Source organism: Roseovarius litoreus (genome assembly GCF_900142765.1).
Taxonomy (GTDB): domain Bacteria; phylum Pseudomonadota; class Alphaproteobacteria; order Rhodobacterales; family Rhodobacteraceae; genus Roseovarius; species Roseovarius litoreus.
The window spans coordinates 389871-416256 of the sequence record NZ_FRCB01000003.1 but is presented as its reverse complement, the minus strand read 5'-3'; the positions used below and the strand labels follow the sequence as shown (position 1 = coordinate 416256).

Below are 26386 nucleotides of genomic sequence, written 5' to 3'. Positions count from 1 at the left end.
GCGCCCCGGACCATTGCCCATCCCGCCACGCCTGCGCTAGTCATCGGTCAGCCGCCCATCACAACGCATCAGGGGACCGCGTGACAGCCAGCCTTCTTGCCATCTCGGGACTGACCAAGGCCTATCCCGGCGCCGTCGCAAATGACGACGTGTCCTTCGACATAGGCCGCGGCGAGGTGCATGCGCTTCTGGGCGAAAACGGCGCCGGCAAATCCACGCTGGTCAAGATGATCTACGGGCTGGTCAAGCCTGACAGCGGCACCATGACATTGCACGGCGCGCCCTATGCCCCCGCCGAGCCGCGCGCTGCCCGGGCCTGCGGCGTGGCCATGGTGTTTCAGCACTTCTCGCTCTTCGACGCGCTCAGCGTCGCCGAGAATATCGCCCTCGGGATGGAAACCCCGCCGCCTATGGGGGATCTGGCGCGCCGCATCCGCGCGGTCAGCGAAACCTACGGCCTGCCGCTCGATCCCGACCGGGTGGTGGGCGATCTGTCGGCCGGCGAACGCCAGCGGGTCGAGATCCTGCGCTGCCTGCTGCAGGACCCCCGGCTTCTGATCATGGACGAGCCCACCTCGGTGCTGACCCCGCAAGAGGTCGAGATCCTCTTTTCGACCCTGCGCAAACTGACCGCCGAAGGCGTGGCCATCCTCTACATTTCCCACAAGCTCGAGGAAATCCGCGCGCTGTGCGACCGCGCCACGATCCTGCGGCAGGGGCGCAATGTCGGCACCTGCCTGCCCGCCGAGACCACCGCCCGCGAGATGGCGCAGATGATGGTCGGCACGGCGATCACCCCGCCGACCCGCGCAGCCCGCCCGCTTGGGGACGTCGCGCTCGAGGTCACCGGCCTCTCGCTCCACTCGCCCAGCCCTTTCGGCACCGCTCTGAAAGATATCCGCTTCTCCCTCCGCTCAGGGGAAATCATCGGCATCGGCGGTGTCGCCGGCAACGGTCAGGACGAACTCCTCGCCGCCCTTTCGGGCGAACTGCGCAGCCCCTCGGACGCGATCCGCCTGCATGGCACGCCCATCGGCCGGCTGCGCCCCGATGCACGGCGCCGCCTGGGCCTTCTCGCCGCCCCCGAGGAACGGCTGGGCCATGCCGCGGCCCCGGACATGAGCCTCACGGAAAACGCCTTTCTCACCGGCGCGGGCCGCGAGGGGCTGGTGACGCGCGGCTTCATCCGCTGGCCCGAGACCGAAGGTTTCGCGCGCCGCATCATCGCGCGTTTCGACGTGCGCACCCCCGGCCCCGGCACTGCTGCGCGCGCGCTGTCAGGCGGCAACCTGCAGAAATTCGTGATCGGCCGCGAGGTGCTGCAACGCCCCGAGGTGCTGATCGTCAACCAGCCCACATGGGGCGTCGATGCCGCCGCCGCGGCCGCGATCCGTCAGGCTCTGCTCGATCTCGCAGCCGAAGGCGCCGCGATCCTGTGCATCAGCCAGGATCTCGACGAACTGATGGAAATCGCCGACCGTTTCGGCGCGCTCAACGAAGGCCGCCTGTCCGAGATCCGACCCACCGCCCAACTCGGCCTCGACCAGATCGGGCTGATGATGGGCGGCGCGCATGACATGGAGGTGGCCCATGTCTGAGCGCCCCCCTGTTTCTTCTGGCCTCAAATATCCCGGGGGAGGCGTTGAAAATCCCCGGATTTTCAATGTCGGGGGCAGAGCCCCCCGCACCGCTCCCACAAATAAGGCCGCCCGCCCATGAGGCTCCGGCTGGAAAAGCGCCCGCAGCCCGCGCGGCACTGGATCTACCTCTCGCCGGTCCTCGCGGTGCTGGTCACCATGCTGGCGGGTGGCGCACTCTTCGCCGCCTTGGGCAAGAACCCGGTCGCGGCCATCTCCACCATCTTCTGGGAGCCGCTTTTCGGTGAATTCGCCTTCTACTACCGTCCCCAGCTTCTGGTGAAGGGCGCACCGCTCGTGCTGATCGCCATCGGCCTCGCACTCGGCTTCCGGGCGGGGATCTGGAATATCGGCGCCGAGGGGCAATATATTGTCGGCGCGCTCACCGGCGCAGGCGTGGCGCTGGCCTTCTACCCTCTCGATGCGTGGTTTCTCTTCGGGCTGATGATCCTTGCGGGCGCGCTTGGCGGGCTGGCCTGGGGGATGATCCCGGCGCTTCTCAAATTGCGCTTCGGCACCAATGAAATCCTCGTGTCGCTGATGCTGGTCTACGTGGCCGAGCAATTGCTCGCCGCCATGGCCCTCGGGCCGATGCGCAACCCCGAGGGCATGGGCTTTCCCGGCAGCCGCAACCTGCAGAACTATCCTGCGGCCCATAATGCCGAGCTGATCGCGGGATCGGGGATGCATTGGGGTGTGGTTGCGGCGCTGATCGCGGTGATCTTCGCGCATATCCTGCTGGGCCGGCATATCCTGGGCTACCAGATCCGCCTGACCGGTCAGGCACCGCGCGCCGCGCGCTTCGCAGGCGTCAATCCGGCCCGGCTGATCCTTTTCTGCCTTGGCACATCCGGGGCCCTGGCGGGCATGGCGGGCCTTTTCGAAGTCTCCGGCCCCGCCGGACAGGTCAGCATCGATTTCAATGTGGGCTACGGCTTCACCGCGATCATCGTCGCCTTTCTGGGCCGGCTGCACCCGTTGGGCATTCTGGCCGCGGGCCTGCTGATGGCGCTGACCTATATCGGCGGCGAGATCGCCCAGTCCGAACTGGGCCTGCCCGCCGCCGCGATCCAGGTCTTTCAGGGGATGCTTCTGTTCTTCCTGCTGGCGGTGGATGTGCTGACCAACTACCGCTTGCGCCTGCTTTCGCGTGCCCCCGATCCCAGCCGGAGCCTGTGATGGATCTCTCCTCGATCAACCCCGTGCTTCTGCTGGCCTCGCTCATTGCGGCCTCCACACCGATCCTTCTTGCGGCCATCGGCGAGCTGGTGGTGGAACGCGCAGGCGTTCTCAACCTCGGGGTCGAGGGGATGATGATCACCGGCGCGATCTGCGGCTTCGCCATCGCTGTCAATACCGGCTCGCCTTTCGCGGGCTTCGTGATGGCGGCCCTGGGGGGTGCTGCGCTGTCGCTGCTCTTTGCCGCCCTGACCCAGATCGCGCTTGCCAATCACGTGGCCTCGGGTCTGGCGCTCACGCTGTTCGGCCTTGGGCTGAGCTCGCTGCTCGGACAAGGCTATGTCGGCATCAAGCCGCCGCCCACGCCCAAGCTCGACATCCCCCTGCTCAGCGATATCCCGATCCTCGGCCCGGTGCTCTTTTCGCATGACCTGATGGTGTATCTCGCGCTGGCGCTGGTGGCGGCGGTCTGGGGTATGCTCAAATACACCCGAGCCGGGCTGATCCTGCGGGCGGTGGGCGAAAATCACGACGCCGCCCATGCGCTTGGCTACAAGGTGGTGCGCGTCCGGGTGCTGGCCATCGCCTTCGGCGGCGCCTGTGCCGGTCTGGGCGGCGCCTATCTCAGCCTCGTGCGCGTGCCGCAATGGACCGAAGGCATGACCGCAGGCGTCGGCTGGATCGCACTGGCGCTGGTGGTCTTCGCCTCCTGGAAGGCCGGGCGCGTGCTGCTCGGCGCTTGGCTCTTCGGCGGTGTCAGCGTCCTGCAGCTCAACCTTCAGGCGGCAGGCGTCGCGGTGCCGGTCGAATACCTGTCGATGTCGCCCTATCTCGTGACCATATTGGTGCTGGTCATCATGTCCGCCGACAAATCCCGCGCGCCCGGCTCTTTGGGCCGCATCTTCCATGCCTCGCAATGAGGCGCTGCCATCCACTTTCAATCCAACAGGGAGTATTCCGCATGACCCTAAAGACCCTTCTCACAGGCGCGGTACTGGCGCTTGGCCTGACCAGCACGATCGCGCTGGCGCAGGACGACAAGACCAAGGTCGGCTTCATCTATGTCGGCCCGATCGGCGATGGTGGCTGGACCTATGAGCATGACAAGGGCCGGCTCGCCATCGAGGAGCATTTCGGCGACAAGGTCGAAACCATCTACCGCGAAAGCGTGTCCGAAGGCGCCGATGCCAGCCGGGCGATCACCCAGATGGCGCTCAGCGGCGCCGATCTGATCTTCACCACCTCCTTCGGCTTCATGGATGCCACCGTCAGCGTGGCCGAGAAATTCCCCGACGTGAAATTCGAACATGCCACCGGCTACAAGACCGCGCCGAACCTCGCGACCTATTCGGCCCGCTTCTACGAGGGCCGCGCGATCCAGGGCCACATCGCCGGCAAGATGACCAAATCCAACATCGTGGGCTACATCGCTTCCTATCCGATCCCCGAGGTCATCCGCGGCATCAACGCCGCCTTCATCCATGCCCGCAAGGTCAATCCCGATGTGCAGTTCAAGATCATCTGGGCCTATACCTGGTTCGACCCCGCAAAAGAGGCCGACGCCGCCACGGCACTGATCGAACAGGGCGCCGACGTGATCCTGCAGCACACCGACTCGACCGCACCTCAGGCGGCCGCCGAAAAGGCGGGCGGCGTGGTGACCTTCGGACAGGCCTCCGACATGGCCGAATACAAGCCCTTCCCGCGCGTCAGCTCCATCATCGACAATTGGGCGCCCTATTACATCGCCCGGACACAAGCGGTGATCGACGGTACATGGGAAACCCAGCAGGTCTGGCACGGCATCAAGGAAGGCATGGTCGAGATCGGCGAGATCACCGACGCCGTGCCCGCCGATGTCCGCGAAGAGGCACTGGCCATGAAAGCCGCCATCGCCTCGGGTGAATATCACCCCTTCACCGGCCCGCTGAAAAAGCAGGACGGCTCGGACTGGCTGGCCGAAGGCGAAACCGCCGATGACGGCACGCTTCTGGGCATGGATTTCTATGTCGAGGGGCTGGAAGGCGACATTCCGCAATAAGGCGGGCGCTGCCCTTCCGACCGATCCGGTCACACAAAGCCAAGGCGCGCGCCGGTCGCAGGATCGGCGCGCCGCCCCTCTCGCGCCCTACCGGTTGCGCGGTTTCTCCTTTGTCGCCTGACGCACCACCTTGCCAAAGGCGCGATCTTTTGAGCGCCGCTGGTTCAGGCTGAGGGAATTATGCGCGTCCTCCTCCTGCAGCTTGCGCCAGCGCGCCAGCCGCGCAGCGTCAAGCCTGCCCTCGGCAACCGCCTGTTGCACAGCACAGCCCGGCTCGGTGTCATGCGCGCAATCGCGGAACCGGCAGCCCGTGGTCAGCGCCTCGATATCCTCAAACACATCCGCGATCCCCGACGCCGCATCCGCCAATTGCAACTCGCGCATCCCCGGCGTGTCCAGCACGATGCTGCCACCGGGCACCATGTAAAGCTGGCGGCGCGTCGTGGTATGCCGGCCTCGTGCATCGGCCTCGCGCACCGCTTGCGTGGCGATATCCTCGGTGCCGGCAAGCGCATTTGTCAGGGTGGATTTCCCCACCCCGGACGAGCCGAGAAACGCCACCGTCCGCCCCGGCCTGCACCATTCGGCCAAAGCCTTTCCGGGCTCTTCGGCGCGGGCATCGAGCGCAACCACCGCCACCCGGTCCGAGACACCGCGCGCGGCCTCCACAAAACCCGCCGCATCCGTGGCAAGATCGGTCTTGGTCAACACGATCACCGGCTCGGCCCCGGACTCGAAGGTCAGCGCCACGTAGCGCTCCAGCCGGGCAATGTTGAAATCCTCGTTGCACGAGGTGACGATGAACACCGTGTCGATATTGGCCGCGATCAGCTGCACCTGCCGGTCATGGCCCGGCGCCCTGCGTTTGAGCAGACTGCTGCGCTCCAAGGTGCGGCTGGCCGCAGGAGTGTCGCGGTCCAAAAGCAGCCAGTCGCCCACGGTCACATCGGCGCGCGGCGGCACCTTGGCCTCGATCCCCTCGCCCAACACCTGAAAGCCGCTGCGATGCACGGTCACCACCCGCACAGGGGGCGTCGCGACCATCTCATCGACATCGACCTGCGCGGCAAAGAACGGACCCCAGCCCAATTGCTGCAGCGTCACGGGAATGGCCTTGGCATCGTCGTCATGGCCCCCTGGCCCACCTTCAGGATCGCGCCCCATCACCCCGCCTACCAGATCGACGGATCGGAGAGGGCGCTGACGCAGGTGCATGGCCCATGCAGCGGCATGATCTCGTCCCCGGTCAGGGATTGCCCGATCCAGCCTTCGGGCTGGCTGAGAGGCAGCGGCGCGGGCACCACATCCTGCGCCATGGGCTCAAAACCGACCTTGCCATAGAATGCCGGGTCGCCATAGGTCATCGCCACGTCGACACCCGCCGCGCGCAGCGTCGCGAGCGCCTCGGTCAAAAGGCGCTGGCCGATCCCCTGCCCCTGCCGGTCGCTGGCCACCGCCATCGGCGACAGGATCATCACATGGCGTGGGTCCGTGCCATAGCGCAGCCGCGAAAAGATCGCGGCCCCAACGATCCGACCCTCATCCTCGGCGACAAAGACCATGACATCGCCCTGCGCCATCTCGTCCAGAAGCGCGCGCACCAACCCGCCGACCATCGCGCCCTCCTCTGCTCCATCGGAGGCCGTGAAGGCCTGCACGAATAGCTCGGCAATCTGGGCCTGCCGTCCGTCAATATCCGATGTGACTATCAAAATCCGCTCCTGTCCGCGCTGCGTCAAAACCATATAAGACTGCACGCCGCAGGCAAAGCCAAGGGGGAGAGCGGGAAAATACGCCTCATGATCTTGGACAGGCCTTGCGGCGATGCGCAGAACCGACATGCGCGCAAACGTCTCCGGGCAAGCGGCACATCGCGCTCCCGCGCCGTACCCCCCTTCCCCCCGGCGCGAACACGTGCCATCTTCGCGCCATGACACAGATCGCATCCCCCGCCGGTATCCCGGCCAGCCGTTTCGCCTTTGGCACCATGCAATTCGGCGGCGCCGCCGATGAGGCCGCCAGCCGCGCCATGTTCGACGCCTGCATCGAGGCCGGCATCACCCATTTCGACACCGCCCATCTTTACACCGACGGCGCCTCCGAAGAGGTGCTCGGCCGCTTCGCAGCCCCCCTCCGCGACCGGCTGGTGATCGCCACCAAGGCGGGCTATGCGGGGGGTGCCGGGCGCGATAACATCCTGGCACAGTTCGACATATCGCGCCGCAGGCTCGGCATGGACCATGTCGAGATCCTCTATCTGCACCGCTTCGATCCCGACACCGACCTGCGCGAAACGCTTGAGACCTTCGCCAGCCTGCGTGACGCGGGAAAAATCGGCCATGTGGGCCTGTCGAACTTCGCCGCATGGCAGGTGATGAAGGCCGCCTGCATCGCGCAGGAGTTCGAGCTTTGCGTGTCGATCCTGCAACCGATGTACAACCTCGTGAAACGGCAGGCCGAGGTCGAGATCCTGCCCATGTGCCGCTCCGAAGGCATCGCCATCGCCCCCTATTCGCCGCTGGCGGGCGGGCTTCTGACCGGCAAATACGCGCAAGGCGGCACAGGCCGCCTGACCGATAACGACCGCTACGCCGCGCGCTACGGTCAGGACTGGATGCACCAGACCGCCCGTGACCTCACACTCACCGCCGACGAGCTTGGCATCCACCCCGCCACGCTCGCCGCCGCATGGGCCGCGCGCCATCCGGCTGGCCCCACACCAATCCTGTCGGGCCGCTCCGCCGAGCAGCTGAAGCCCTCGCTGGACGCGGTCTCCTTCCACATGGATGACGCGCTTTATGCCCGGCTTTGCGCCCTCAGCCCCACGCCACCCCCCGCAACGGACCGGCTGGAAGAGGCCTGACATGCCCCGCCGCGAAAGACTGCCCGACACAGCCTCGGTCGCCTCCCCGGGCGAGGACGGCCGCCTGCATGCCCCCTCCGCCGAACGCAACACCGGCCCGATCCTGTCGCTGATCCGCCATCACGGCCCCGCTGCGGGCAATGTGCTGGAACTCGCCTCGGGTACAGGCCAGCATGCCGCGGCCTTTGCCGCCGCCCTGCCCGGGCTTGACTGGCAACCGACCGAGATCGACCCCACCCGCCGCGCCAGCATCGACGCATGGGCCGCCAACGCACAGGCGCCCAAGCTGCGGCCCGCCATCGCCCTTGACGCCACCGCTCCCGGCTGGGGCGCGGCGCATCCCGGACAGGACATGATCCTGACGGTCAATCTCCTGCACCTCATCAGCACGCCCGAGGCCCGCATCCTGATCGCCGAGGCAGCACAAGCCCTGGCCCCGGATGGCCGCCTGATCGTCTACGGCCCCTTCCTGCGCGCGGGCGAGACGACATCCGAAGGCGATGCCAGCTTCGATGCCAGCCTGCGCGCCCAGGACCCCGAGATCGGCTACAAGGACGATTTCGACGTGATCGACTGGATGCACGAGGCCGGTCTGATCCTTGTCGACGTGGTCGAGATGCCCGCCAACAATCTCGGCATCGTGGCGCGGCGGCCAGCCTGATCGCTCAGCCCCTTGCAGCGATACGATCTTGGTGACGGTCTGATCCTCGCAGCAAGGACCGGACCCATATCGATCATGAACCGAAAAAAGGGCAGACGCTTCCGCCTGCCCTTTTTATTCTTACCAGATTGGCCTGACCGAGAGCCTCAGCCCGCGTTGCTCCAGCGGTCAGCGAAATCGAACGCGTGATCATAGCCGAACAGCGCCGCGGCACCCCCGGTATGCAGGAAGACAACCCGCTCGCCCTTCTTGAAATGACCCTTGCGGATCAGATCGATCAGGCCCGCGGCCCCCTTGGCCGAATAGACCGGATCAAGCAGGATCGCTTCCAGCTCGGCGAACATGCGGATCGCTTCCAGCCCGCTTTCCGTCGGAATGCCATAGCCTTCACCGACATAGTCGGTATTGGCGACCACATCCTCGCGCTGAACCACACCCGCGCAGCCCAGCTTTTCGGCAGTGGCGCAGGCCAGGTTATAGACATTCTCTTCCTGCTTGGGCTTGGGCGCGCGCACCCCGATCCCCAGAAGCGGGATCTGCGCATTCATCGCCTTGAGGCCTGTGATCAGACCTGCCTGCGTGCCCGCGCTGCCGGTGGCGTGCACGATATGGTCGATCTTGAGACCCGTGCCATTGACCTGGCTCAGCAGCTCGAAGGCACAGTTGACATAGCCAAGCGCCCCTGTCGGGTTCGATCCGCCGCCGGGGATGGTATAGACCTTCTTGCCATCTGCGCGCAGCTTGTCCGCCACGGCTTCCATCTCGGCATTCATGTCACCGCCGCCGGGGCGTTTTTCGGTGGTCGCGCCATGCAGGTGATCCAGCAGCACGTTGCCGTTGTAATTGTAGTTCGGATCGTTCGAGCCGGTGCGGTCTTCCAGCAGGATATGACACTTCATGCCCAGCTTGGCGGCAAAGGCGGCGGTCTGGCGAGCATGGTTCGACTGGGTGGCGCCTTGCGTCATCACCATCTCGGCGCCCTGCGCCTCGGCCTCGGCCATCAGGAATTCCAGCTTGCGGGTCTTGTTGCCCCCCGTGGACAGGCCGGTGCAATCGTCGCGCTTGATCCAGATTTCCGGACCGCCCAACTCGGCGCTCAGACGGTCCATGCGTTCCAGCGGGGTGGGCAGATGGGCCAGGAAATGACGTGGGAATCGGGCGAGATGCATGCGGATACCTCCTTATGATGCGATACCGAGCAGATAACGCGGGTTGCGCCCCCTCTGCAAATGCGAAACGCGCAAGCCATCTTGCATATCTTGCAAGTTATTGCGCCCTGCCCTATCCCATGAGCCATGCGACTGGATTGGCTCGAAGATATCCTCGCCGTGCTCGACACAGGCTCTTTCGCCCGCGCCGCCGAAGCGCGCAACCTGACGCAATCGGCCTTCACCCGCCGCATCCGCAGCATAGAGGACGGGATCGGAACGCCGCTTTTCGACCGCTCGCGCAAGCCGGTGCAACTTCTGGCGGCCGTCCGCGCCCATGAAGACGAGATGCGCCGCATGGCCGCCGATCTGCGCGCCCTGCGCGACGGGTTGCGCCGCTCCGCGGCCGGAGCCGGTCGCACGGTGGCCTTGGCCTGCCAACATGCGATCACCACCACCGTGTCGCCGCGCCTCGTGCAGATCCTTGCCCGTGACCGCGCCGTGCGCGTCCGCTCGGGCAATCGCGATGACTGCCTCGGTCAGCTCATCACCGGCGAGGTGGATATCGCGGTGATCTACGATTCCACCCATGGCCCGCCCCGCCCCGACAGCCGCGCCTTCGAAGAGGTCTCGATCGGGACCGAGCCGCTGGTCGCGGTCTGCGCCCCCGCCCTTGCGCCACTGTCCGGCACATCGCCCCTGCCGGTGATCACCTATCCCGGCGACGTGTTTCTTGGCCGGGTGGTGGAACGGGCGGTGTTCTCGCGCCTGCCCCCGGGCACCGAGCTTGACCGCAAGGCAGAAACCGCCCTGACCCTGGCCGCCTGCCAATATGCGCTCGACGGCATCGGCATCGCCTGGCTGCCCCTCTCGGTGGTCCACGACCCGCTGTCCCAGGGCCGACTTGTGCGCCTGCCACAGGACGGCCCGGATCACATGCTCGATCTGCGCATGATCCGGCTCGCCGAACCGATCCGCCACGCCGCACTCGAATGCTGGGACGCCCTTCGCGCCGCCTTGCCCCGGCAATGAAAAGGCCGGGCTTCAGGCCCGGCCAGTCCCTCAGCCATCCACGCGGATGGTCTTGTTTTCCGGATCATAAGGGCTGTCCTGCACCACCTCGGCTGGCCACAGCTCGCCCAGGATACGCACCTGCAGTTTCTGGCCAACCTCGGCCTTGTCGGGGCTCACATAGCCCATGCCGATCGACTTGCCGAACGCCACCGAATATCCCCCCGAAGTCAGGCGCCCGACGCGCTCATCGCCATCATAGAGCGCCTCGGCACCCCAAGGGTCGGCATCCTGCGGCCCGTCGATCAACACGGTCACGCATTTGAACCGCACGCCGATCGCGTTCATCGCGTCCTTGCCCTGAAACGCCTTGGACTGATCCACGAAGCGCGGCAAGTCGGCCTCGAGCGGGGTGGCATCCCGGCCCAGCTCATTGCCGAAGGCGCGATAGGATTTCTCCTGCCGCAGCCAGTTTTGCGCCCGTGCGCCCACCAGCTTCAGCCCATGCTTTTCTCCGGCCTTTTCCAGCAGGTCGAACAGGTAGTTCTGCATCTCGATCGGATGATGCAGCTCCCAGCCCAACTCCCCGGTATAGGCCACGCGGATCGCGCGCACCGGGCACATGCCCAGTTCGATGTCGCGCTGGCTCAGCCACGGGAACCGTTTGTTGGACAGAACCGTGTCCGGCTCGGCATCCTTGACCACCTCTTTCAGCACATCGCGCGATTTCGGCCCGGCGATGGCGAAGACACCCCATTGCGTGGTCACATCCTCGATCGCGATGTAACCGAACTCAGCCGCCTTGTCCTCGGCGCATTTGCGCAGGTAATCGCCGTCGTAGTCGGTCAGCGCGCCCGCCGAGACAAGGTAATAGCTGTCCTCGGCAAGCCGCACGATGGTGTATTCGGTGCGCGTCGTGCCAGCCGGCGTCAGTGCATAGGTCAGGTTGATCCGCCCGATCTTGGGCAGCTTGTTGCAGGTGAACCAATCCAGGAACGCCGTGGCGCCCGGTCCCTTCACCGTGTGCTTGGTAAAGGCCGACGCATCGATCAGGCCCACACCCTCGCGCACCGCCTTCGCCTCTTCCACCGCATAGGACCACCAGCCCCCACGGCGGAAGCTGCGCGCGTCGTGATCGAAGCTTTCGGGCGCATCCAGCGGACCATAGTAATTGGGCCGCTCGAACCCGTTGACGCAGCCGAACTGCGCGCCGCGCGCCTTGAGCCGGTCATAGCTCGGCGCGGTGCGCAGCGGGCGGCAGGCCTCGCGCTCTTCGTCGGGGTGATGCAGGATATAGACGTGGCTATAGGCTTCCTCGTCCTTGCGCGCGGCATATTCGGTGGTCATCCACGACCCGAACCGCTTGGGATCGAGCGACGCCATGTCGATCTCGGCCTCGCCCTCGACCATCATCTGCGCCATGTAATGCCCTGTGCCGCCCGCGGCGGTGATGCCAAAGCTGAAGCCCTCGGCCAGCCACATGTTGCGTAGCCCCGGCGCCGGACCGACCAGCGGGTTGCCATCCGGCGTGTAGCAGATCGGACCGTTGAAATCGTCCTTGAGACCCACCGTCTCCGAGCTGGGGATCCGGTGGATCATCGACATGTATTCTTCCTCGATCCGGTCAAGATCGAGCGGGAACAGATCGGCGCGGAAACTGTCGGGCACGCCATATTCGAACCGTGCCGGCGCGCCATGCTCATAGGGGCCAAGGATCCAGCCACCGCGCTCTTCGCGCACATACCATTTGGCATCGGCATCGCGCAGCACGGGATGCTCGGGGTTGGTCTTGCGATATTCCACCAGCGCGGGATCCGGCTCGGTGACGATGAACTGATGCTCCACCGGGATCGCGGGCGTCTTGATGCCCAGAAGTTTCGCGGTGCGTTGCGCGTGGTTGCCGGTGGCGGTGACCACATGCTCGGCGGTGACCACGACCTGCTCTTCGGAGGGCACAAGATTGCCGCCCTTCTCCACCATCTTGGTGCAGGTCACCTCCCAGGCCTCGCCGTTCCAGTGATAGGCATCCGCCTGCCACTTGCGCTCGATCGTGACGCCGCGCTGACGCGCGCCCTTGGCCATCGCCATCGTGACGTCCGCCGGGTTGATATAGCCGTCGGTCGGATGATAGATCGCGCCCTTCAGGTCGTCGCATTTGACCAGCGGCCAGCGCTCCTTGATCTGTGCAGGCGTCATCCACTCGAAGGGCACACCCACCGTCTCGGCGGTCGAGGCATAGACCCGGTATTCATCCATCCGCGCATCGGTCTGCGCCATGCGCAGGTTGCCCACCACCGAGAAGCCTGCATTCAGCCCGGTCTCTTCTTCCAGAGTCTTGTAGAACTTCACCGAATAGTCGTGGATATGCGTGACCGCGTAGGACATGTTGAACAGCGGCAAAAGCCCCGCCGCGTGCCAGGTCGATCCGCTGGTCAGCTCGTCGCGCTCCAGCAGCACCACATCGTCCCAACCGAACCGGGCCAGATGATAGGCGATCGACGTGCCGATGGCGCCGCCACCGACGATAAGGGCTTTGACGTGGGTCTTCATGAGCAGCGACTCCTTGGCTAGCGATTGCGCCCTGTTTAGCAGTCCTGTTGCGCCAAGGTGGGTCCAGCCGACACAAGAACGCGCAAAACCGACGCCTTCGCATTTCACGGACGACGATCCGGGGCGCCGCGCGCGCGGCCCCGGAATCACACCGATATCGCACCGACGTAATACCGACGTGATACCGATGCCCGGTTTTGGCGCTTTTGGGCCGGTCTCAATCGCCCAGGGCGATGCCTTCGCGGCGCGGATCGGCCCCGCCGCGCAACCCTTCGCCAAGCGATATCGCATGCAGCCCCGACACCATCGGCGCAATCCTGACCTCATAGCCCAACGCCTCGAGATCCGGCGCAAGATCCGCCGCCCATGTGCCGGCCTCCAGATCGAAAACGCCGAACCTGTTGACCATGTTGGGCATGCTAACCGCTTGTTGCACATCCATTTTCCAGTCCAGATGCGCGATGATCGCCTTGACCACATAGCCGATGATCCGGCTGCCTCCGGGACTGCCGACGATCATCACCGGCACGCCGTCTTTCAGCACGATGGTCGGCGCCATGGACGATCTGGGGCGCTTTCCCGGCTCGACCCGATTGGCGATCGGGACGCCCTCTTCATGAGATCGAAAGGAAAAATCGGTCAACTCGTTGTTCAGCAAAAACCCCCGCACCATCACCCGCGACCCGAACGCATTCTCGATGGTCGAGGTCATGGACAGTGCGTTGCCGTAACGATCCGTTATCGAAATATGCGTGGTCGACGGAAACTCAAACGAGATATCATCGGCCAGGTTCAGACTGTGATCGAACTCGGGCCGTCCCGGCGCGACCTCGGGCAGCGCGTCATCGCCCTGCAATAGCTGGCTGCGCTCCTCAATATATTCCTTTGCAATCAATCCCTTGACCGGAACGGGGACGAAATCCTCATCGGCCATGTAGCGGCCCCTGTCGGCAAAGGCCAGACGGCTCGCATCCCCGATCAGCCGCCAGGCCTGCGCGCTTTTTGGTCCCATCGCCGCCAGATCGAAGGGCTCCAGCAGTCCAAGAATCTGCCCCACCGTCAGCCCCCCCGACGAGGGCGGCCCCATCCCGCACACCTCCCAGACCCGGTAAGGCACGCAGACCGCCGCGCGCTCCCTGACCTGGTAGATCGCCAGATCGACCTCGGACAGCCGCCCCGGATTGCCCGCCGCACCCTGCACCGCCGCCACGATATCGCGCGCGATATCACCTGCGTAAAAGGCCCCGACCCCTTGGCTGGCAAGGGTCCGCAGCGTGTCGGCATAGGCCGGGTTGCGCAGCACCTCGCCCACTTCCAATAGACTGTTATCGCTCAGGAAATACTCCCGCGTCGCCTTGAAGCGCGACAGCCTCAGCGCATCCAGCGCCACCATCCCCGCGAGCCTCGGACTGACCTCGAACCCCTCTTCGGCCAGCCGGATCGCCTCGTCGAAAAGGCCCGCCCAGTCCGACCGTCCCCACCGCTCATGCGCCTCCTGCATCAGCGCCGGCGTCCCCGGCACCCCCACCGAAAGCCCACCCACAACCGCATCGTAGAAGTCCAGCGGCTCTCCGTTTTTATCCTGAAATAACCGTGGGTTCGCCGCCAAAGGCGCGGTCTCTCGCCCGTCCAGCGTTGTGATCTCGCCGGTCGCGCCGTCCTGCCAGACCAGAAAGGCACCGCCCCCCAACCCCGAGCTTTGCGGCTCCACCAGCCCAAGCACCGCCTGCACAGCCACCATCGCATCCGCCGCCGTGCCGCCCGCGCGCAACACCCTTGCCCCGGCACCGACCGCCACCGGATTGGCCGCCGCGATCATCCATTCTCGCGCCTCAGCAGGGCGCCCGGCATCCCGTGCCGCCTGCGCCGCCTCAAGCTCGGGCGTGGCCGCGACGCGCCCTGTACCTTCCCCTTCGGGCGCCACGGCATCCGCGGCCTGCTGCGCCAGCGCCGCTCCGGAAAAAACGAACAGGATCAATCCTATGGCCGGCAGTCTCATGGCTGTCTCCTTGCCGTCTCTGGCGCGGCATCACCCGGCATGCGGCGGGGGCGCTCAGCCGTCAAAGCATCGCCGGAACCACCTGATCGGGCGGGCGATGGCCGTCGTGAAACGTCTTGATGTTCAAGATCACCTTTTCGCCCATCTCGATCCGCCCCTCCAGCGTCGCCGATCCCATATGCGGCAGCAAAACCACATTCGGCAACGCGCGCAGCCGCGGGTTCACCTCGGGACCGTTCTCATAGACATCGAGGCCCGCCCCCGCGATCTCGCCCGCCCGCAGCATCCGCGTCAGCGCGTTCTCGTCGATCACCTCGCCGCGGCTGGTGTTGACGATCACCGCATCCGGCTTCATCAGCTTCAGCCGCCGCGCGTTCATCAGATGAAAGGTCGAGGGCGTATGCGGACAGTTGATGCTCAGAACATCCATCCGCGCCACCATCTGATCCAGACTTTCCCAAAAGGTCGCGCCCAGGTCCTGTTCAGTCTCTTCGCGCAGCCGGCGCCGGTTGTGGTAATGGATCTGCATGCCGAACGCCGCCGCGCGCCGCGCCACCGCCTGCCCGATCCGGCCAAGCCCCAGGATTCCAAGGCGCCGCCCCGCCAGACGCCCGCCCAGAAGCGCCGTCGGCGACCAGCCGTCCCAGCCGCCTGCCTGCATCACCGCCAGCCCTTCGGGAATCCGCCGCGTGACCCCCAGGATCAGCGCCATCGCCATATCCGCCGTATCATCGGCCGAAACGCCCGGCGTATTGGACACGAGGATGCCGTGCTGACGCGCCGTGTGCACGTCGATATGGTCCACCCCCGCGCCGTAATTCGCGATCAACCGAAGCTGGTCGCCGGCCTGTGCGATCAACGCGGCATCGATCCGGTCGGTCAGCGTAGGCACGATCACATCCGCCGTCCGCACGGCCTCGACCAGGTCCGCGCGGCTCATCGGGGTGTCATCCTCCCGCAGGGACACGTCGAAAAGCTCGCTCAACCGTTTCTCGACCGGCTCGGGCAAGCGTCGCGTAACGACAACACTCAAGCGTCCAGATGACATGTCCCCCTCCTTTTTCTTTTCTTGCCTGCGCAATACTGCCAGACTGGCGCAGGAACGGACGGGGCACAAGAACCCCATGCAAATCGTCGGGCAGAAATCGGATCACGTGAAATGAAAACACTGCTTGTGTTGCTGTGCGCGCTGTTGGTGTCGGTCGGATCTGTTGGCCAGGCACAGCAACAAGAGCGTGGCCCGGTGACGAATCTTCCCCTGCCGCGCTTCGTGTCGATGAAGGCGAGCGAAGGCAATGTGCGCCGTGGTCCCAGCCTGACCCACCGGATCGACTGGGTCTTCAAGCGCCGCGACGTGCCGCTCGAGATCACCGCCGAACATGGCCACTGGCGCCGCGTGCGCGACCGTGACGGCGCGGGAGGCTGGGTGCATTATTCGCTCCTGTCGGGCAGCCGCACCGCGATCGTCGAAAAGGACATGCTCGACCTGCATGTCCGCCCCGATCCCTCGACCCGGGTGACGGCCCGGCTCGAGTTGGGCGTGATCGCCCGGATAAAGTCCTGTGCGCCCGACTGGTGCGAGATATCGGCAGGCGGCTATGACGGCTGGGCGCCGAAATCGGCGATCTGGGGCGTCGGCGCGGATGAAATCCTCGAGTGACGCGGCACGAACCCGCCCCAGCCGCGCCGCTTCTTCGCAATGTTGCCCGGCTCGTCCTCTTTAGGCGCATTTTTTTCATTTCCGGCCTTGAACAGCCCAGAGGTCCAGAGTAATTAGCGCGGCACGTTGGGGTGTAGCCAAGCGGTAAGGCAGCGGTTTTTGGTACCGTGTACCGTAGGTTCGAATCCTACCACCCCAGCCACTACCCTTAAATCATTATTTTTCAATAACTTAACTTGGCGCTACTTCGCGCCTCCGGAACACTTTTGGGGACCATGCTTCCGTCCCATTTTGATCTGCCGTTGAGCCGACGAGTCGGTCAAGACAGATAACAGACCGCGGCTGACCGTTCGGACACTTCAACTGAAACGGCGCAACCTGAACCCGCGGATGCTACAGTCACGCGGGTCCATGACTGCCAATAAGCGTTCAAAATGACCCGTTTTGAAATCGCCACCGCGGTCGTGTTCATTGGGAGCGAGCGTATCGCGGGCCGTTTGAGATCGACCTCGAAGTCTGCGGCTATGGGAGGATAGGTCGTCGGACCGTGCCGACGCCAGACTGCATCCCCGTCGTGCTTGACGAAAAGTCTAGGACTTCGTCGGATCCCATGCACTTTGTCTAGTGTGTGGACTTTCCCGGATTTAGTGGAGAGCGTTTAGCTCACTTTCCGGGCTTTTCGCTCGAATGCGATGGGGCTGAGAAAGCCGAGCGATGAATGTCGCCTGACGGGATTATAGAACCCGTCGATGTATCTGACGATGGCGTTTTCAGCCTGTTTCCGGGTTTGCCAGGCGACCGGCCAGATCAGTTCCGACTTGATGGACTTGAAGAAGGTCTCGACCATCGAGTTGTCGTAGCAGTTCCCCTTGCCGCTCATCGAGATCAGGATGCCGCGTTTTCGGAGCGCGGCCTGATAATCGACAGAGCAGTATTGCGATCCACGATCGGAATGATGGACCAGCCCCGGCGCAGGTTCGCGGTTCACGATGGCGCGCCGCAGAGCCTCGACTGCGAGGCCGCGCTTCAGCCGGTCACTCGTCGCCCAGCCGACGACCCGCCTCGAGTAGAGGTCAATGACCACCGCGAGATAGAGCCAACCCTGCGCCGTCCAGATGTAGGAAATGTCAGCGCCCCATTTCCGGTCCGGCTTCTCGGCCCGGAAGTCCTAGGCGATCAGGTTGGGGGCGACCGGCCAAACATGCTGGCTGTCCGTCGTCCGCTTGAACCGCCGTTTCTGCCTTGCCACGAGGCCGTTCTCGCGCATCAGTCGGACCGTTCGGTGACGCCCGATCCGGTGCCCGTCGTCGATCAGATCCCGGTGCATCCGCGGGCTGCCATAGGTGCCGTTCGACAAGGCGAAGGCCGTGCGGATATGCGCGAGGTAGACCATGTCCTGCCGCTGGCGCTGGCAGGCCGGGCGTTCCCGCCACGCAAAGAAGCCGCTCTGGCTGACACCCAGAGTCTGGCACATGCGACTGATGGGCAAGCTGGCCTTTTCCGCTTCGATGAAGGCAAAGCTCATCGACTTGCGTCTTTCGCGAAGAAGGCTGCGGCTTTTTTTAGGATGTCGCGCTTCTGCTTCAGCACCGCGTTCTCCTTGCGCAGCCGCTTCAGCTCGGCCCGGAGATCGGCCTGGTCTTCCGCAGGCTCCTCGGCATCCCGATCCTGCCTCACCCATCGCGTCAGCGTTGAGAGGCCCATGCCGAGATCATCTGCGATTTCACGTCGTGTGCGTCCGCTGGTCAGTGCCAGCCTGACCGCTTCGCGCCGAAACTCCGGCGTCGGTCTGTTTCCGTTTCCCATAAAACACCTCCTGGTTCCTCAGTTGGTGCTCTCCACTTTTTCAGGGCAAGTCCAGTCCCTGTCAGGCAGCTTCTGCAGTAGTCCAAACCGCTCACTGGGCCTCACAAGCCGATCGGCAATTTTATCTTGTATTCTGGGATGTAATCCTCCAACCAATCATCAAGTGTCCCTCGCTTAGGAAATAGCGCTTGCATGAATCTAACGAAACCTGTGCGGTGATCAACAAGGTCACTGCTCCAGTAACGAGAACGTTCGTGTGTCCGCGACGCAGTGACTGGTAACCGGAACGAGCAGTATTGAAATGCGATCCTGGGCCCAGGTATTCCTGTTTTTCACTACCTTGAGCTTCGCTACTGCTTTGAGCCTCTGCGTCCCACTCATTCCAGCGGCGATGGCGCAGGACATAGTAGGTCCATCGGGAACAGCTCCTCCGCCAGCGCTACCGAAATACGGCACGGCTGTCCTGCGTGGTGGATGGATCATGTCCAAACCTTACCAATTTCCAGTGGCCGGACAGCTGCAGGGCGTTGAAGGGCTGGATATCACGATCCTGACAGATGTTTTGCAGCTAGCTGGCATCGAAGCTAATTTGCGCAGGCAGTCTTGGCATGATCAGCTGCAATATCTTGCCGAAGGTCGGGGCGATATTGCGCTTGGGGCTTTCAAGCCAGACAACGGCGACGACCGGTTCCATTATTCTCTTCCTTATCGATGGGCGCGGATCTCGCTTTATGTCAGAAAGGACGAGACCAACCTGTATGACACGACCGATATCGCCAAGCTGATAAACGAACTGCCCGACTTCCGGCTTGGAGTAGTTCCGGGTCGCCTGTTCGCAGACTCCGCACTGAATGGAAGCATAAAAACCGCGACACGGGCCGGGCGTATTGTTAACGCATCGAGTGACGAGGAAAACCTGCGTAACCTATTGGCAGGACGGATCGATGGGTTTGTTGGAGACAGGCTTGGCGTATCGACGTCGGCACTCGAGGCTGGGCTTAAGTTTCAGGCCGCCGAAATCGTGATGCCGGGTATCGCGAGTGTTCACTTCATTTTCAGTAAAACTACCATGCAACCCAAAACACTGGCCGCCATCGATCAAGCGATTAAGACACTTGAAGACAACGGACAGTTGAAGAAACGCCTGCATTCAGGCATTTCTTCTGTCCTGATGAGCTACGTGCTCGATACCACGCTGTTCTACATTCTGACAATTGTCGGGACAGTGGCTTTTGCAGTCTCAGGGGTATTGATCGCCTACCGCGAAAATTTCAGCTTCTTTGGCGCACTGGTGCTGTCCGCCCTTCCCGCCTTGGGCGGGGGGGCCTTGCGGGACATACTGTTGGATCGGCACCCAATGGGCATGATGTCATCGCCGCTCTACCTGTGCCTGGTTGGTGTCACCGTTTTGGTTGGCTTTTCCATCATTCTAGCGATGCGACTACTGGCAGGCCGGGGCTGGACCTTGTCGCGCCTGCCTAAAGCGCCGCGGTTTCTCACGATGGCAAATATTCAGGAACTTGCGGACTCAATGGGAATGGCTGTTTTTACGGTTTCTGGCCTTGCCATCGCAATATCCATGGATGCCGAACCGCTGTGGCTATGGGGACCCATTATCGCGATGCTGACAGCCGCCGGTGGCGGCATCCTGCGCGACATCGTGCGCCAATCCGGTCAAGTTGGAACCCTCAAGACCGAGCTTTACGCCGAAGTTCCCTTTTTCTGGGGGCTGGCCTTTTCGGTCTTCTTGTTGACTCGTCCCGACGTGCTGGCGCCGGAAGAAATCCAACTGGCCATTATCATTACCGTCCTCGGCACTTTCCTGACGCGTATGACCGTCGTGCTCCTCGGGGTGCGGCCGTTTCCGTTCAGTTGGACGCCTAAAGCTTCCGGCTGATAATCTGAACGCGAGGAATTGAACTAACCCGCTCACGCTTGATGAGTGTCGCTATTGGCCTGAATCGCCTTATGATGAGAAGGGTTGGTTGCTGATACCAACCTTTGTTCAGGTGCCCGGAATAAGCCTAGTTCACTTGAAACGTAAGCTCAGGGTATGGCGCATATCCACAAGCGTCACACAACCGAGGATGACGCATGTCGAATAGCCGACAGCAGCGTGCTTCTGCACGCGAGCCAGAGCTGTCAAGCCGCTTTCGTTCCGTTTGGTTTTGGCGTGCGGCAACGCACATGACAGATGCACTCAAATACAGATCATCGAGGCGAGCATGACGCGCATTATCAGTCTGGTGACCGCCATCTACGCCAGATGAAAGGTAATGGCACGGATTTGACGGCGACTAACTGTTCACGAATGACATGCTCTTAAGCAAGGCTATCTTTGATTTCGCGGCAAAGCTGGACGAGCTAATGCAAGCCCAACGATCCATCGGAGATCGTCTCTCCAAAGATAGATAGGTCCAAGCCTTTTGCTGGTCTACCCAGTTTAGGCACTGGAAAGGCCGATATGCATTCGATCCGCGCACGAGCACAGCCAATGGCACATACGCCTGAGCCGGCCCTGCAAGCTCGGGTCTTGGCATGTGCGGGTCACGCACAATTAGACGGAATATACCTTGCGGCGGGTTGATGCCCATGACGTGCCTCTATCCCGTCGTGCCTTTGGTCTGGGCGCGGTCACGAGCCTTGTCACTCTAAGTCACCCCGCGTGGGCCTTCGGGGCCGAGCCGACGCGCACACTATGGCTGCGCGGGGTTGGCGCGTCGGTGCCGCATCCGATCTACTTGGCATGGGCCGACCGTTTTGGACCGGAGCTGGGGATCAAGCTCGGATATGTGCCGCTTGGGTCCGGGACCGGACTGAGGGCGGCGCGCAACCGCGAGGCCGATTTCGGAGGCTCGGACATTGCCATGCCGCGCGTCGAGCTTGAGCGCGCCGATCTTGAGCAAGTCCCTATCGTTGCGGCGGCACTTGGATTCGCGGTGCACCTTCCGGGGATTGACGTGGGCCGGCTGCGGCTGCGTCGGGATGATGTGCGGGCGATCTTCGAGGGTGAGATCCGTGTGTGGTCCGATGCACGGTTGCGCGCGGGAAATCCGGGGCTGGCGCTGCCGGATCTTGCGATCACGCCTGTCGTCCGGCGGGATGTGTCGGGGTCTTCGCGCTTGGCGGCAGCGTGGCTGGCCGGGCAACGTTCAAACGCTCAGGCCAAGGACACGCCCTTCACGGCAACGCCGGGCCTTGCGGTTTTCGGAGCGCATGGGGTGGCGCAGACAGTGCGCCGTTTGCGCGGCAGTATCGGATACCTGGAATTCTCCACGGCGCGGCTATTCGGGCTCGAGATGCTTGATCTGGAGCTCGCAGATGGCGGTTTCTCAACATGGCAACCGGACCATGGCGCGACCGCGCATGAATGGCCGCTGCTGACGCGCACGCGGATTTTGATACCGCGCGCGGCGGCGCTGGCGGAACGGTCGAATGCGGTGGCGCGTTTCTTCCGGCATTGCCTGTTGCATGGCGGCGAGCTTGCGATCTCGGCGGGCTTCGTCCCCCTGCCCGCCCCTGTGCGCGCTGCCAGCCTGGCGCAATTGGAAAGGGTGCTTGGCCGTGGATGACCTCGGAGTGATGACCAGCACCGGGATCGCCGGGCTGCGCCCTTTCTGGCCTAGCGATTATTCCGGACTGATCGTCCGGCATCTGATGCGGCATCCGGGCCTGTGCCGGGGGCGCCACGTCCTCGATCTGGGCACCGGATCGGGGGTTCTGGCCGGAACTGCCCTGCAGCTTGGGGCGACAGATGTCGTGGCGACCGATCTGGATCCCGATGCATTGCATCTTGCCGAAGACCGGTTGGCACGGATCGCGCCCGAGGCCCGTGTGCAGCTTGGCCAGGGCGCCATGTGGGACGCGGTCGAATCGGACCTCCGGTTCGATCTGGTGCTGGCAAACCTGCCCAATTTTCCCGCCGAGCAACTTCAGAGCGGAAGCCGTGCCGCGTTCTGGTCGGTGGGCGGTGAGGATGGCCGTAAGGTGCTCGATCCATTTCTTGCCGGTCTGCCAAAGCGGCTTCGGCAAGGCGGCAGCGCGGTCTTCACGCAGAACCGCTGCGTCGGGTTGCGCATGACATTGGACCGTCTGGCGGAGGCTGGTTGCGGCGCACGTGTCGTGGAAACGGCGTTGGTGCCGGTCGGGCCGGACAAGCTCGCGGCACTCTCGAGGATCAGCCACGAGCCTGAAGGTCTGATCGAGATGGCGGGTTTCGTGTTCCTCGAGGTGGTGCTGGTCGTGGTCGAAAGCGAAGGGCCAGAGCGCCGGTCAATATCGGGACGGGAGAAAACGGCATGAGCAGGCTTCAAGGCTTCGGCGCCCTTTTCACGCTAGCCGCACTGATCTGGGTGATAGCGCCGACGCCGGGCGCGACGCAGAGCACCGAACTACCAGCGGTCAAAGCTCTTCACGCGAAAGTTGCCGCAGGCTGTGAGAACCAAGCCAACGAAACCCGGTCGGTGGAAACGCGGGTGGTCTGCGACCGGCTTCTGCGGGTCGGGCTGCGCGGCGACTATCCGCGCTTCGCCGAGATCGGGCCGGCTGGCGCCACCGGGTTCGAGGCCGATGTCGCGCGTGAGATCGCGGCACGGCTGGACGTGGCGTTGGAGGCTGTGGAGGTCACGCCGGTGAACCGGATCTCGAAGCTAGGCGAGGGAGAGGTCGATCTGGTCATCGCGACCATGGGGCATAACACGCAGCGCGATCCCACAGTTCATTTCCTGCGCCCGCATTACTTTCAGAGCGAGACGATCGTTGTGGGCGCAGGGGATCAGACTCCGCTGGCGTGGGAGGACCTGGAGGCGCGTCTGGTCTGCACGACGGTGGGGAATTATTCCAACGTGATCCTTGCGCCTGATGTGGGGCGCTTGATGCTGTTCTCGCGGTCGCAACAACTAATCGATGCGCTGTTGAACGAGATGTGCCCGCTCATCGCGCAGGATGACACGCTGCTGCTGCCGCTAGTATCATCCGAAACCGAACCGAGCCGGTTCGAGCGCAAGCTTGGCTTTGCGCCGGTGCCTTGGGGGATGGCAATGCCCTTGGGAATATCCGACGAGATGGCGGCGGCTATGTCGGAGATTCTGAAGGAGATGCACCGCGACGGAAGCTTTCTGCGGCTTGCCCGCAAATATGATGTGCCGGTAGCGTTCCTGACCGAGGAACAAGAGCGCTGGCAATCGGCGGAGTGCCGTGCCGCGCCCGAAAGCTGCCTGTCGCCGCCGCTGAACGTGCAACTGGCACGTAGCCCGGTGGCTGGTCTGGGCGCGCGGTTCGAGAGCGCACTGAAAGCGCGGCTGGGGATCGAGGTTCGTCTGGGATTCATGGAAAGCGACGTAGCTTGGCGCTTGTTTCTGGGCGGTCTTGGGACATCCATGCTTGCGGTAAGCCTTGCGCTGATGGCGACGACGCTGGTGGGCCTGTCAATTGGCAAGATGCTGGTCAGCCCGATCTGGCTGTTGAGGGCGTTGGCGAAATCGGTGCTGACGGTCTTTCAGAATGCGCCGGTCATGCTTGTCCTGGTGGTGATGGGCACGCTGACCGTTTGGACGTTTTCGTATTCCTACAGTTCGGCCATGCTGGCGGCCATTCTGGCGATCGCGGGGATGAACGGCAGCTTCGCCGGTGCCGCTGTGGCCGAAGCCTACAGGATCACCGAGGCCCGCGAGGGCACATCGCGGTTCATGCGCGCGCTCAGCCTGTCCTCTGCACAGGTGGACAGTTACCTGATCAATGCGGTGCGTGGCATTTCGGCGGCGAGTGTCGTGGGCGTGCCCGATCTGGTCAACGCGCTGAACGGCATCACCGCCTTTTCCGGGTCACAGACGTTCTATTACTGGCTTCTGGTGCTGTTCTATATCGTCGCAGTGCTGTTTGCGGCACAGCTAACGCGGCGGGGACTGTCCCGGATTCTACCCTCGGAAGGAGCCGTCTCATGATGCTGTTGGAGGCGGTGTCGCCGGATTTCCTTATGGCGTTCCTGCGCGGGTTTTCCCTGAATCTGGGTGCATCAGTGCTGGCGCTGGCGATCGGCCTGCCGCTGGCCCTCGTAGCGGCGTTGGGTATGTTGTCGCGGGTCGGGATCGTGGCGCGTTTGTTCAAAACCTATAATCGACTGTTGCACGCACTGCCGGTCTTCGTGGTCCTGTTCTTCCTGTCGGGCCTGTTGCCGAACGGGGGCGCACGGCTTGGCCCGCTGGCCGAGATGCGGCCCCTTGTGCTGCTCGTGTTGGGCAATATCCCTTATGTTGCGGCCTATGGGGCCGATCAATTCGTCGCCATGTTCCGACATCTGAGGAAAGGCGACAGGCGCGCCGCGCTTCTGGTCATTCCCAGTTTCGGGCGGGCTTTGCAGATGGTGATATCGTCATCCTGTCTGGGGGCGGCGATTGGCGTGCCTGAGGCGATGTCCGTAGTGATTTTCACCGCCGAGCAGATCGCGGATGAAGCTGCGCGGCTGATTTTCTTCGTGGCGGTCGGCCTTCTGTTTGTCGCGGCGCAGCGGATCTGCGTCATACCCTTTGGCATCCTGCACAGGGTTACGGACCGGCGCGCCATGTCGGCGCAAATGACCGCGGACGCAGCCCGATGATCCGGCTCAAGGTCGTGGTGGTGACGCTGTGCGCCGCGGCCTTGGGCCTATATGTCGTGTTGGCGCTGCCGCCACGCGGCATCGTAATCGAGGCCGGGCCAGTGGGCGGCACGTATCATGCTCATGCCAGGGCCTATGCAGAGGTGCTGGCCGAGCACGGCTTCACAACCGAGCTGCGCGCCAACCCAAACTCCGCCGAGATCATCGACAATGTGAACGCTCCCGACAGCGGCGTTGATATCGGCTTTGTCGCGCAGCCTGTCGATCCGGCGGCCACGCCGCGGGTGCGGAGCCTCGCAAAGGTGGAACTTCAGCCGCTTTTCATGTTTCATTCCATTGCGTTGGGCGAACTTGTGTCACCAGTGAACCTGCGTGGTCGGCGCGTGATAATGCCCCCCGAGGGCAGTGCCACGGCCGTGGCCGCGCGCGCATTGCTGACGCTTTACGGGGTGACGCCACAGACCGCCACGATCGAGCATGCCGAGATCACCGAAGCCGCAAGGCGGCTCACCGATGGGGAGGCTGATGCGGGCTTTTTCATGCTGGCCGCTGAAAACCCATTGATTCACACTTTGGCTCGAGACAGAGATCTTGCGGCGTTCAGCTATGGAGACGCACGCTCGATAACGATCAACCTTGATTATCTGAGCACCACCATGCTGCCGGCGGGTGGGTTCGACCTGTCGCAGTCATTGCCTCCCGGCAATCTGGACCTTGTAGGCGCAGAGGTAAATGTCATCACCCATACGGATCTGCATCCGGCGCTGGCCTTCGCTATGTTGGACGCGCTGGAGCGCAGACATCAGTCCGCCACGGCGATTGCCCGGATGGGGCAGTATCCTGACATAGTGGGCACGCGTCTGCCGTTATTGCCCGAAGCCAGGGATTACACGCAATCTGGGCGGCCCTGGAGTTACCGGTTATTCGGCACCTATTGGGGCAGTTTGATCGATGAATTCTCGGTGGCGATCTTCGCGCTGTTCGTGATCACGCAAGGGTATCGGACAATCAAATATATGCTGGAAGCGTTGACGCTGGTGGGCTTGTGGCTCGCCGGCGGACTGATCGAGCGGCAAATCCGCGCCCACGCCCAAGGACGCAATCCGGGCCGGCTGGAGATGTTGTTGATGGCTTTGAGTGCGGGATTGATCAACCGGGTGAGCGTATCGGGACGGGCGCGCGCCAAGTTGGAAGATTGGCGACGACTGACCGCGGGCGCTGCGAGATGAAGCAAGA

20 protein-coding genes, 1 tRNA gene and 1 pseudogene are annotated in these 26386 nt (G+C 63.6%); 15 read left to right on the top strand and 7 right to left on the bottom strand.

The features are described 5' to 3' along the window. Nucleotides 1-80: 80 nt before the first annotated feature. From F3H35_RS08360 to F3H35_RS08345, 4 genes are all read left to right on the top strand, one after another. The gene (locus F3H35_RS08360) at nucleotides 81-1598 is read left to right on the top strand and encodes an ABC transporter ATP-binding protein (RefSeq protein ID WP_149779146.1); all 1518 of its coding nucleotides are present in this window, start codon (nucleotides 81-83) and stop codon (nucleotides 1596-1598) included. Between the two features lie 117 nt (nucleotides 1599-1715). Next, on the top strand, nucleotides 1716-2816 hold the full coding sequence (locus tag F3H35_RS08355; protein WP_149779145.1) for an ABC transporter permease: 1101 nt from the start codon (nucleotides 1716-1718) through the stop codon (nucleotides 2814-2816). Further along, entirely contained in the window at nucleotides 2816-3736 is a 921-nt protein-coding gene (locus F3H35_RS08350) for an ABC transporter permease (protein ID WP_007813874.1), read from the top strand. The genes F3H35_RS08355 and F3H35_RS08350 overlap by 1 nt, the downstream gene beginning before the upstream one ends. 41 nt (nucleotides 3737-3777) lie before the next feature. Next, nucleotides 3778-4857: a BMP family ABC transporter substrate-binding protein gene (locus F3H35_RS08345; RefSeq protein ID WP_149779144.1), complete on the top strand. Its 1080-nt coding sequence runs from the start codon at nucleotides 3778-3780 to the stop codon at nucleotides 4855-4857. Between the two features lie 87 nt (nucleotides 4858-4944). On the opposite strand, the gene rsgA is transcribed toward F3H35_RS08345, so the two are convergent. Both rsgA and F3H35_RS08335 read right to left on the bottom strand, forming a co-directional pair. Continuing rightward, nucleotides 4945-6021 carry a ribosome small subunit-dependent GTPase A gene (gene rsgA / locus F3H35_RS08340; protein ID WP_223228357.1) on the bottom strand — a complete coding sequence of 359 codons (1077 nt, stop codon included), beginning with the start codon at nucleotides 6019-6021 and terminating at the stop codon, nucleotides 4945-4947. A gap of 8 nt (nucleotides 6022-6029) precedes the next feature. Beyond that, complete coding sequence (locus tag F3H35_RS08335; RefSeq protein ID WP_149779143.1) at nucleotides 6030-6569, bottom strand: GNAT family N-acetyltransferase; 540 nt, start codon at nucleotides 6567-6569, stop codon at nucleotides 6030-6032. A gap of 218 nt (nucleotides 6570-6787) precedes the next feature. Here F3H35_RS08335 and F3H35_RS08330 point away from each other — a divergent pair, with 218 nt between their 5' ends. Beyond that, complete coding sequence (locus tag F3H35_RS08330; RefSeq protein WP_149779142.1) at nucleotides 6788-7720, top strand: aldo/keto reductase; 933 nt, start codon at nucleotides 6788-6790, stop codon at nucleotides 7718-7720. Between the two features lies 1 nt (nucleotide 7721). Further along, nucleotides 7722-8381 carry a DUF938 domain-containing protein gene (locus F3H35_RS08325; RefSeq protein WP_149779141.1) on the top strand — a complete coding sequence of 220 codons (660 nt, stop codon included), beginning with the start codon at nucleotides 7722-7724 and terminating at the stop codon, nucleotides 8379-8381. A 146-nt stretch (nucleotides 8382-8527) separates the two neighbouring features. Here F3H35_RS08325 and F3H35_RS08320 read toward each other — a convergent pair whose 3' ends face one another. Further along, nucleotides 8528-9550 carry a D-cysteate sulfo-lyase gene (locus F3H35_RS08320; RefSeq protein WP_149779140.1) on the bottom strand — a complete coding sequence of 341 codons (1023 nt, stop codon included), beginning with the start codon at nucleotides 9548-9550 and terminating at the stop codon, nucleotides 8528-8530. 126 nt (nucleotides 9551-9676) lie between these two features. Between F3H35_RS08320 and F3H35_RS08315 the strand changes: the two genes are divergently transcribed. Next, nucleotides 9677-10561, top strand: coding sequence for a LysR family transcriptional regulator (locus F3H35_RS08315; RefSeq protein WP_149779139.1), 885 nt, complete (start codon nucleotides 9677-9679; stop codon nucleotides 10559-10561). A 30-nt stretch (nucleotides 10562-10591) separates the two neighbouring features. On the opposite strand, the gene F3H35_RS08310 is transcribed toward F3H35_RS08315, so the two are convergent. The 3 genes from F3H35_RS08310 to F3H35_RS08300 all read right to left on the bottom strand — a co-directional run bounded on the left by F3H35_RS08310 (nucleotide 10592) and on the right by F3H35_RS08300 (nucleotide 16137). Then, nucleotides 10592-13090, bottom strand: a complete 2499-nt coding sequence (locus F3H35_RS08310; RefSeq protein WP_149779138.1) for a GcvT family protein — start codon at nucleotides 13088-13090, stop codon at nucleotides 10592-10594. A 217-nt stretch (nucleotides 13091-13307) separates the two neighbouring features. Then, a complete protein-coding gene (gene ggt, locus F3H35_RS08305; RefSeq protein ID WP_149779137.1) occupies nucleotides 13308-15089 on the bottom strand; it encodes a gamma-glutamyltransferase in 1782 nt (593 codons plus the stop codon). A gap of 61 nt (nucleotides 15090-15150) precedes the next feature. Beyond that, the gene (locus F3H35_RS08300) at nucleotides 15151-16137 is read right to left on the bottom strand and encodes a 2-hydroxyacid dehydrogenase (RefSeq protein WP_149779136.1); all 987 of its coding nucleotides are present in this window, start codon (nucleotides 16135-16137) and stop codon (nucleotides 15151-15153) included. A 111-nt stretch (nucleotides 16138-16248) separates the two neighbouring features. Between F3H35_RS08300 and F3H35_RS08295 the strand changes: the two genes are divergently transcribed. Together F3H35_RS08295 and F3H35_RS08290 are read left to right on the top strand one after the other, a co-directional pair. Further along, nucleotides 16249-16749, top strand: coding sequence for an SH3 domain-containing protein (locus F3H35_RS08295; RefSeq protein ID WP_149779135.1), 501 nt, complete (start codon nucleotides 16249-16251; stop codon nucleotides 16747-16749). A 127-nt stretch (nucleotides 16750-16876) separates the two neighbouring features. Next, nucleotides 16877-16951 (top strand) — tRNA-Gln (locus F3H35_RS08290). A 456-nt stretch (nucleotides 16952-17407) separates the two neighbouring features. On the opposite strand, the pseudogene F3H35_RS08285 reads toward F3H35_RS08290, so the two are convergent. Then, nucleotides 17408-18555, bottom strand: a pseudogene (locus tag F3H35_RS08285) (IS3 family transposase). Between the two features lie 481 nt (nucleotides 18556-19036). Between F3H35_RS08285 and F3H35_RS08280 the strand changes: the two are divergent. The 6 genes from F3H35_RS08280 (at nucleotide 19037) to F3H35_RS08255 (ending at nucleotide 26379) form a co-directional block, all read left to right on the top strand. Beyond that, the gene (locus F3H35_RS08280) at nucleotides 19037-20452 is read left to right on the top strand and encodes a TRIC cation channel family protein (protein ID WP_188129921.1); all 1416 of its coding nucleotides are present in this window, start codon (nucleotides 19037-19039) and stop codon (nucleotides 20450-20452) included. 676 nt (nucleotides 20453-21128) lie between these two features. Continuing rightward, complete coding sequence (locus tag F3H35_RS08275; RefSeq protein ID WP_149779133.1) at nucleotides 21129-22127, top strand: substrate-binding domain-containing protein; 999 nt, start codon at nucleotides 21129-21131, stop codon at nucleotides 22125-22127. Next, the gene (locus F3H35_RS08270) at nucleotides 22120-22857 is read left to right on the top strand and encodes a 50S ribosomal protein L11 methyltransferase (RefSeq protein ID WP_188129920.1); all 738 of its coding nucleotides are present in this window, start codon (nucleotides 22120-22122) and stop codon (nucleotides 22855-22857) included. Before F3H35_RS08275 ends, F3H35_RS08270 begins: the two co-directional genes overlap by 8 nt. After that, entirely contained in the window at nucleotides 22854-24497 is a 1644-nt protein-coding gene (locus tag F3H35_RS08265) for a transporter substrate-binding domain-containing protein (RefSeq protein WP_149779131.1), read from the top strand. Before F3H35_RS08270 ends, F3H35_RS08265 begins: the two co-directional genes overlap by 4 nt. Continuing rightward, nucleotides 24494-25150, top strand: coding sequence for an ABC transporter permease (locus tag F3H35_RS08260; protein WP_149779130.1), 657 nt, complete (start codon nucleotides 24494-24496; stop codon nucleotides 25148-25150). Before F3H35_RS08265 ends, F3H35_RS08260 begins: the two co-directional genes overlap by 4 nt. Next, on the top strand, nucleotides 25147-26379 hold the full coding sequence (locus F3H35_RS08255; RefSeq protein ID WP_149779129.1) for a type 2 periplasmic-binding domain-containing protein: 1233 nt from the start codon (nucleotides 25147-25149) through the stop codon (nucleotides 26377-26379). Before F3H35_RS08260 ends, F3H35_RS08255 begins: the two co-directional genes overlap by 4 nt. The last annotated feature ends 7 nt before the right edge of the window (nucleotides 26380-26386 follow it).

What these genes read in the sequence shown, in the direction of transcription:
- F3H35_RS08355 (WP_149779145.1), top strand. Translation starts at nt 1,716, where the DNA reads ATGAGGCTCCGGCTGGAAAAGCGCCCGCAGCCCGCGCGGCACTGGATC.
- F3H35_RS08350 (WP_007813874.1), top strand. Translation starts at nt 2,816, where the DNA reads ATGGATCTCTCCTCGATCAACCCCGTGCTTCTGCTGGCCTCGCTCATT.
- F3H35_RS08345 (WP_149779144.1), top strand. Translation starts at nt 3,778, where the DNA reads ATGACCCTAAAGACCCTTCTCACAGGCGCGGTACTGGCGCTTGGCCTG.
- rsgA (WP_223228357.1), bottom strand. Translation starts at nt 6,021, where the DNA reads ATGGGGCGCGATCCTGAAGGTGGGCCAGGGGGCCATGACGACGATGCC.
- F3H35_RS08330 (WP_149779142.1), top strand. Translation starts at nt 6,788, where the DNA reads ATGACACAGATCGCATCCCCCGCCGGTATCCCGGCCAGCCGTTTCGCC.
- F3H35_RS08325 (WP_149779141.1), top strand. Translation starts at nt 7,722, where the DNA reads ATGCCCCGCCGCGAAAGACTGCCCGACACAGCCTCGGTCGCCTCCCCG.
- F3H35_RS08320 (WP_149779140.1), bottom strand. Translation starts at nt 9,550, where the DNA reads ATGCATCTCGCCCGATTCCCACGTCATTTCCTGGCCCATCTGCCCACC.
- F3H35_RS08315 (WP_149779139.1), top strand. Translation starts at nt 9,677, where the DNA reads ATGCGACTGGATTGGCTCGAAGATATCCTCGCCGTGCTCGACACAGGC.
- F3H35_RS08310 (WP_149779138.1), bottom strand. Translation starts at nt 13,090, where the DNA reads ATGAAGACCCACGTCAAAGCCCTTATCGTCGGTGGCGGCGCCATCGGC.
- ggt (WP_149779137.1), bottom strand. Translation starts at nt 15,089, where the DNA reads ATGAGACTGCCGGCCATAGGATTGATCCTGTTCGTTTTTTCCGGAGCG.
- F3H35_RS08300 (WP_149779136.1), bottom strand. Translation starts at nt 16,137, where the DNA reads ATGTCATCTGGACGCTTGAGTGTTGTCGTTACGCGACGCTTGCCCGAG.
- F3H35_RS08295 (WP_149779135.1), top strand. Translation starts at nt 16,249, where the DNA reads ATGAAAACACTGCTTGTGTTGCTGTGCGCGCTGTTGGTGTCGGTCGGA.
- F3H35_RS08280 (WP_188129921.1), top strand. Translation starts at nt 19,037, where the DNA reads ATGTCCAAACCTTACCAATTTCCAGTGGCCGGACAGCTGCAGGGCGTT.
- F3H35_RS08265 (WP_149779131.1), top strand. Translation starts at nt 22,854, where the DNA reads ATGAGCAGGCTTCAAGGCTTCGGCGCCCTTTTCACGCTAGCCGCACTG.
- F3H35_RS08260 (WP_149779130.1), top strand. Translation starts at nt 24,494, where the DNA reads ATGATGCTGTTGGAGGCGGTGTCGCCGGATTTCCTTATGGCGTTCCTG.
- F3H35_RS08255 (WP_149779129.1), top strand. Translation starts at nt 25,147, where the DNA reads ATGATCCGGCTCAAGGTCGTGGTGGTGACGCTGTGCGCCGCGGCCTTG.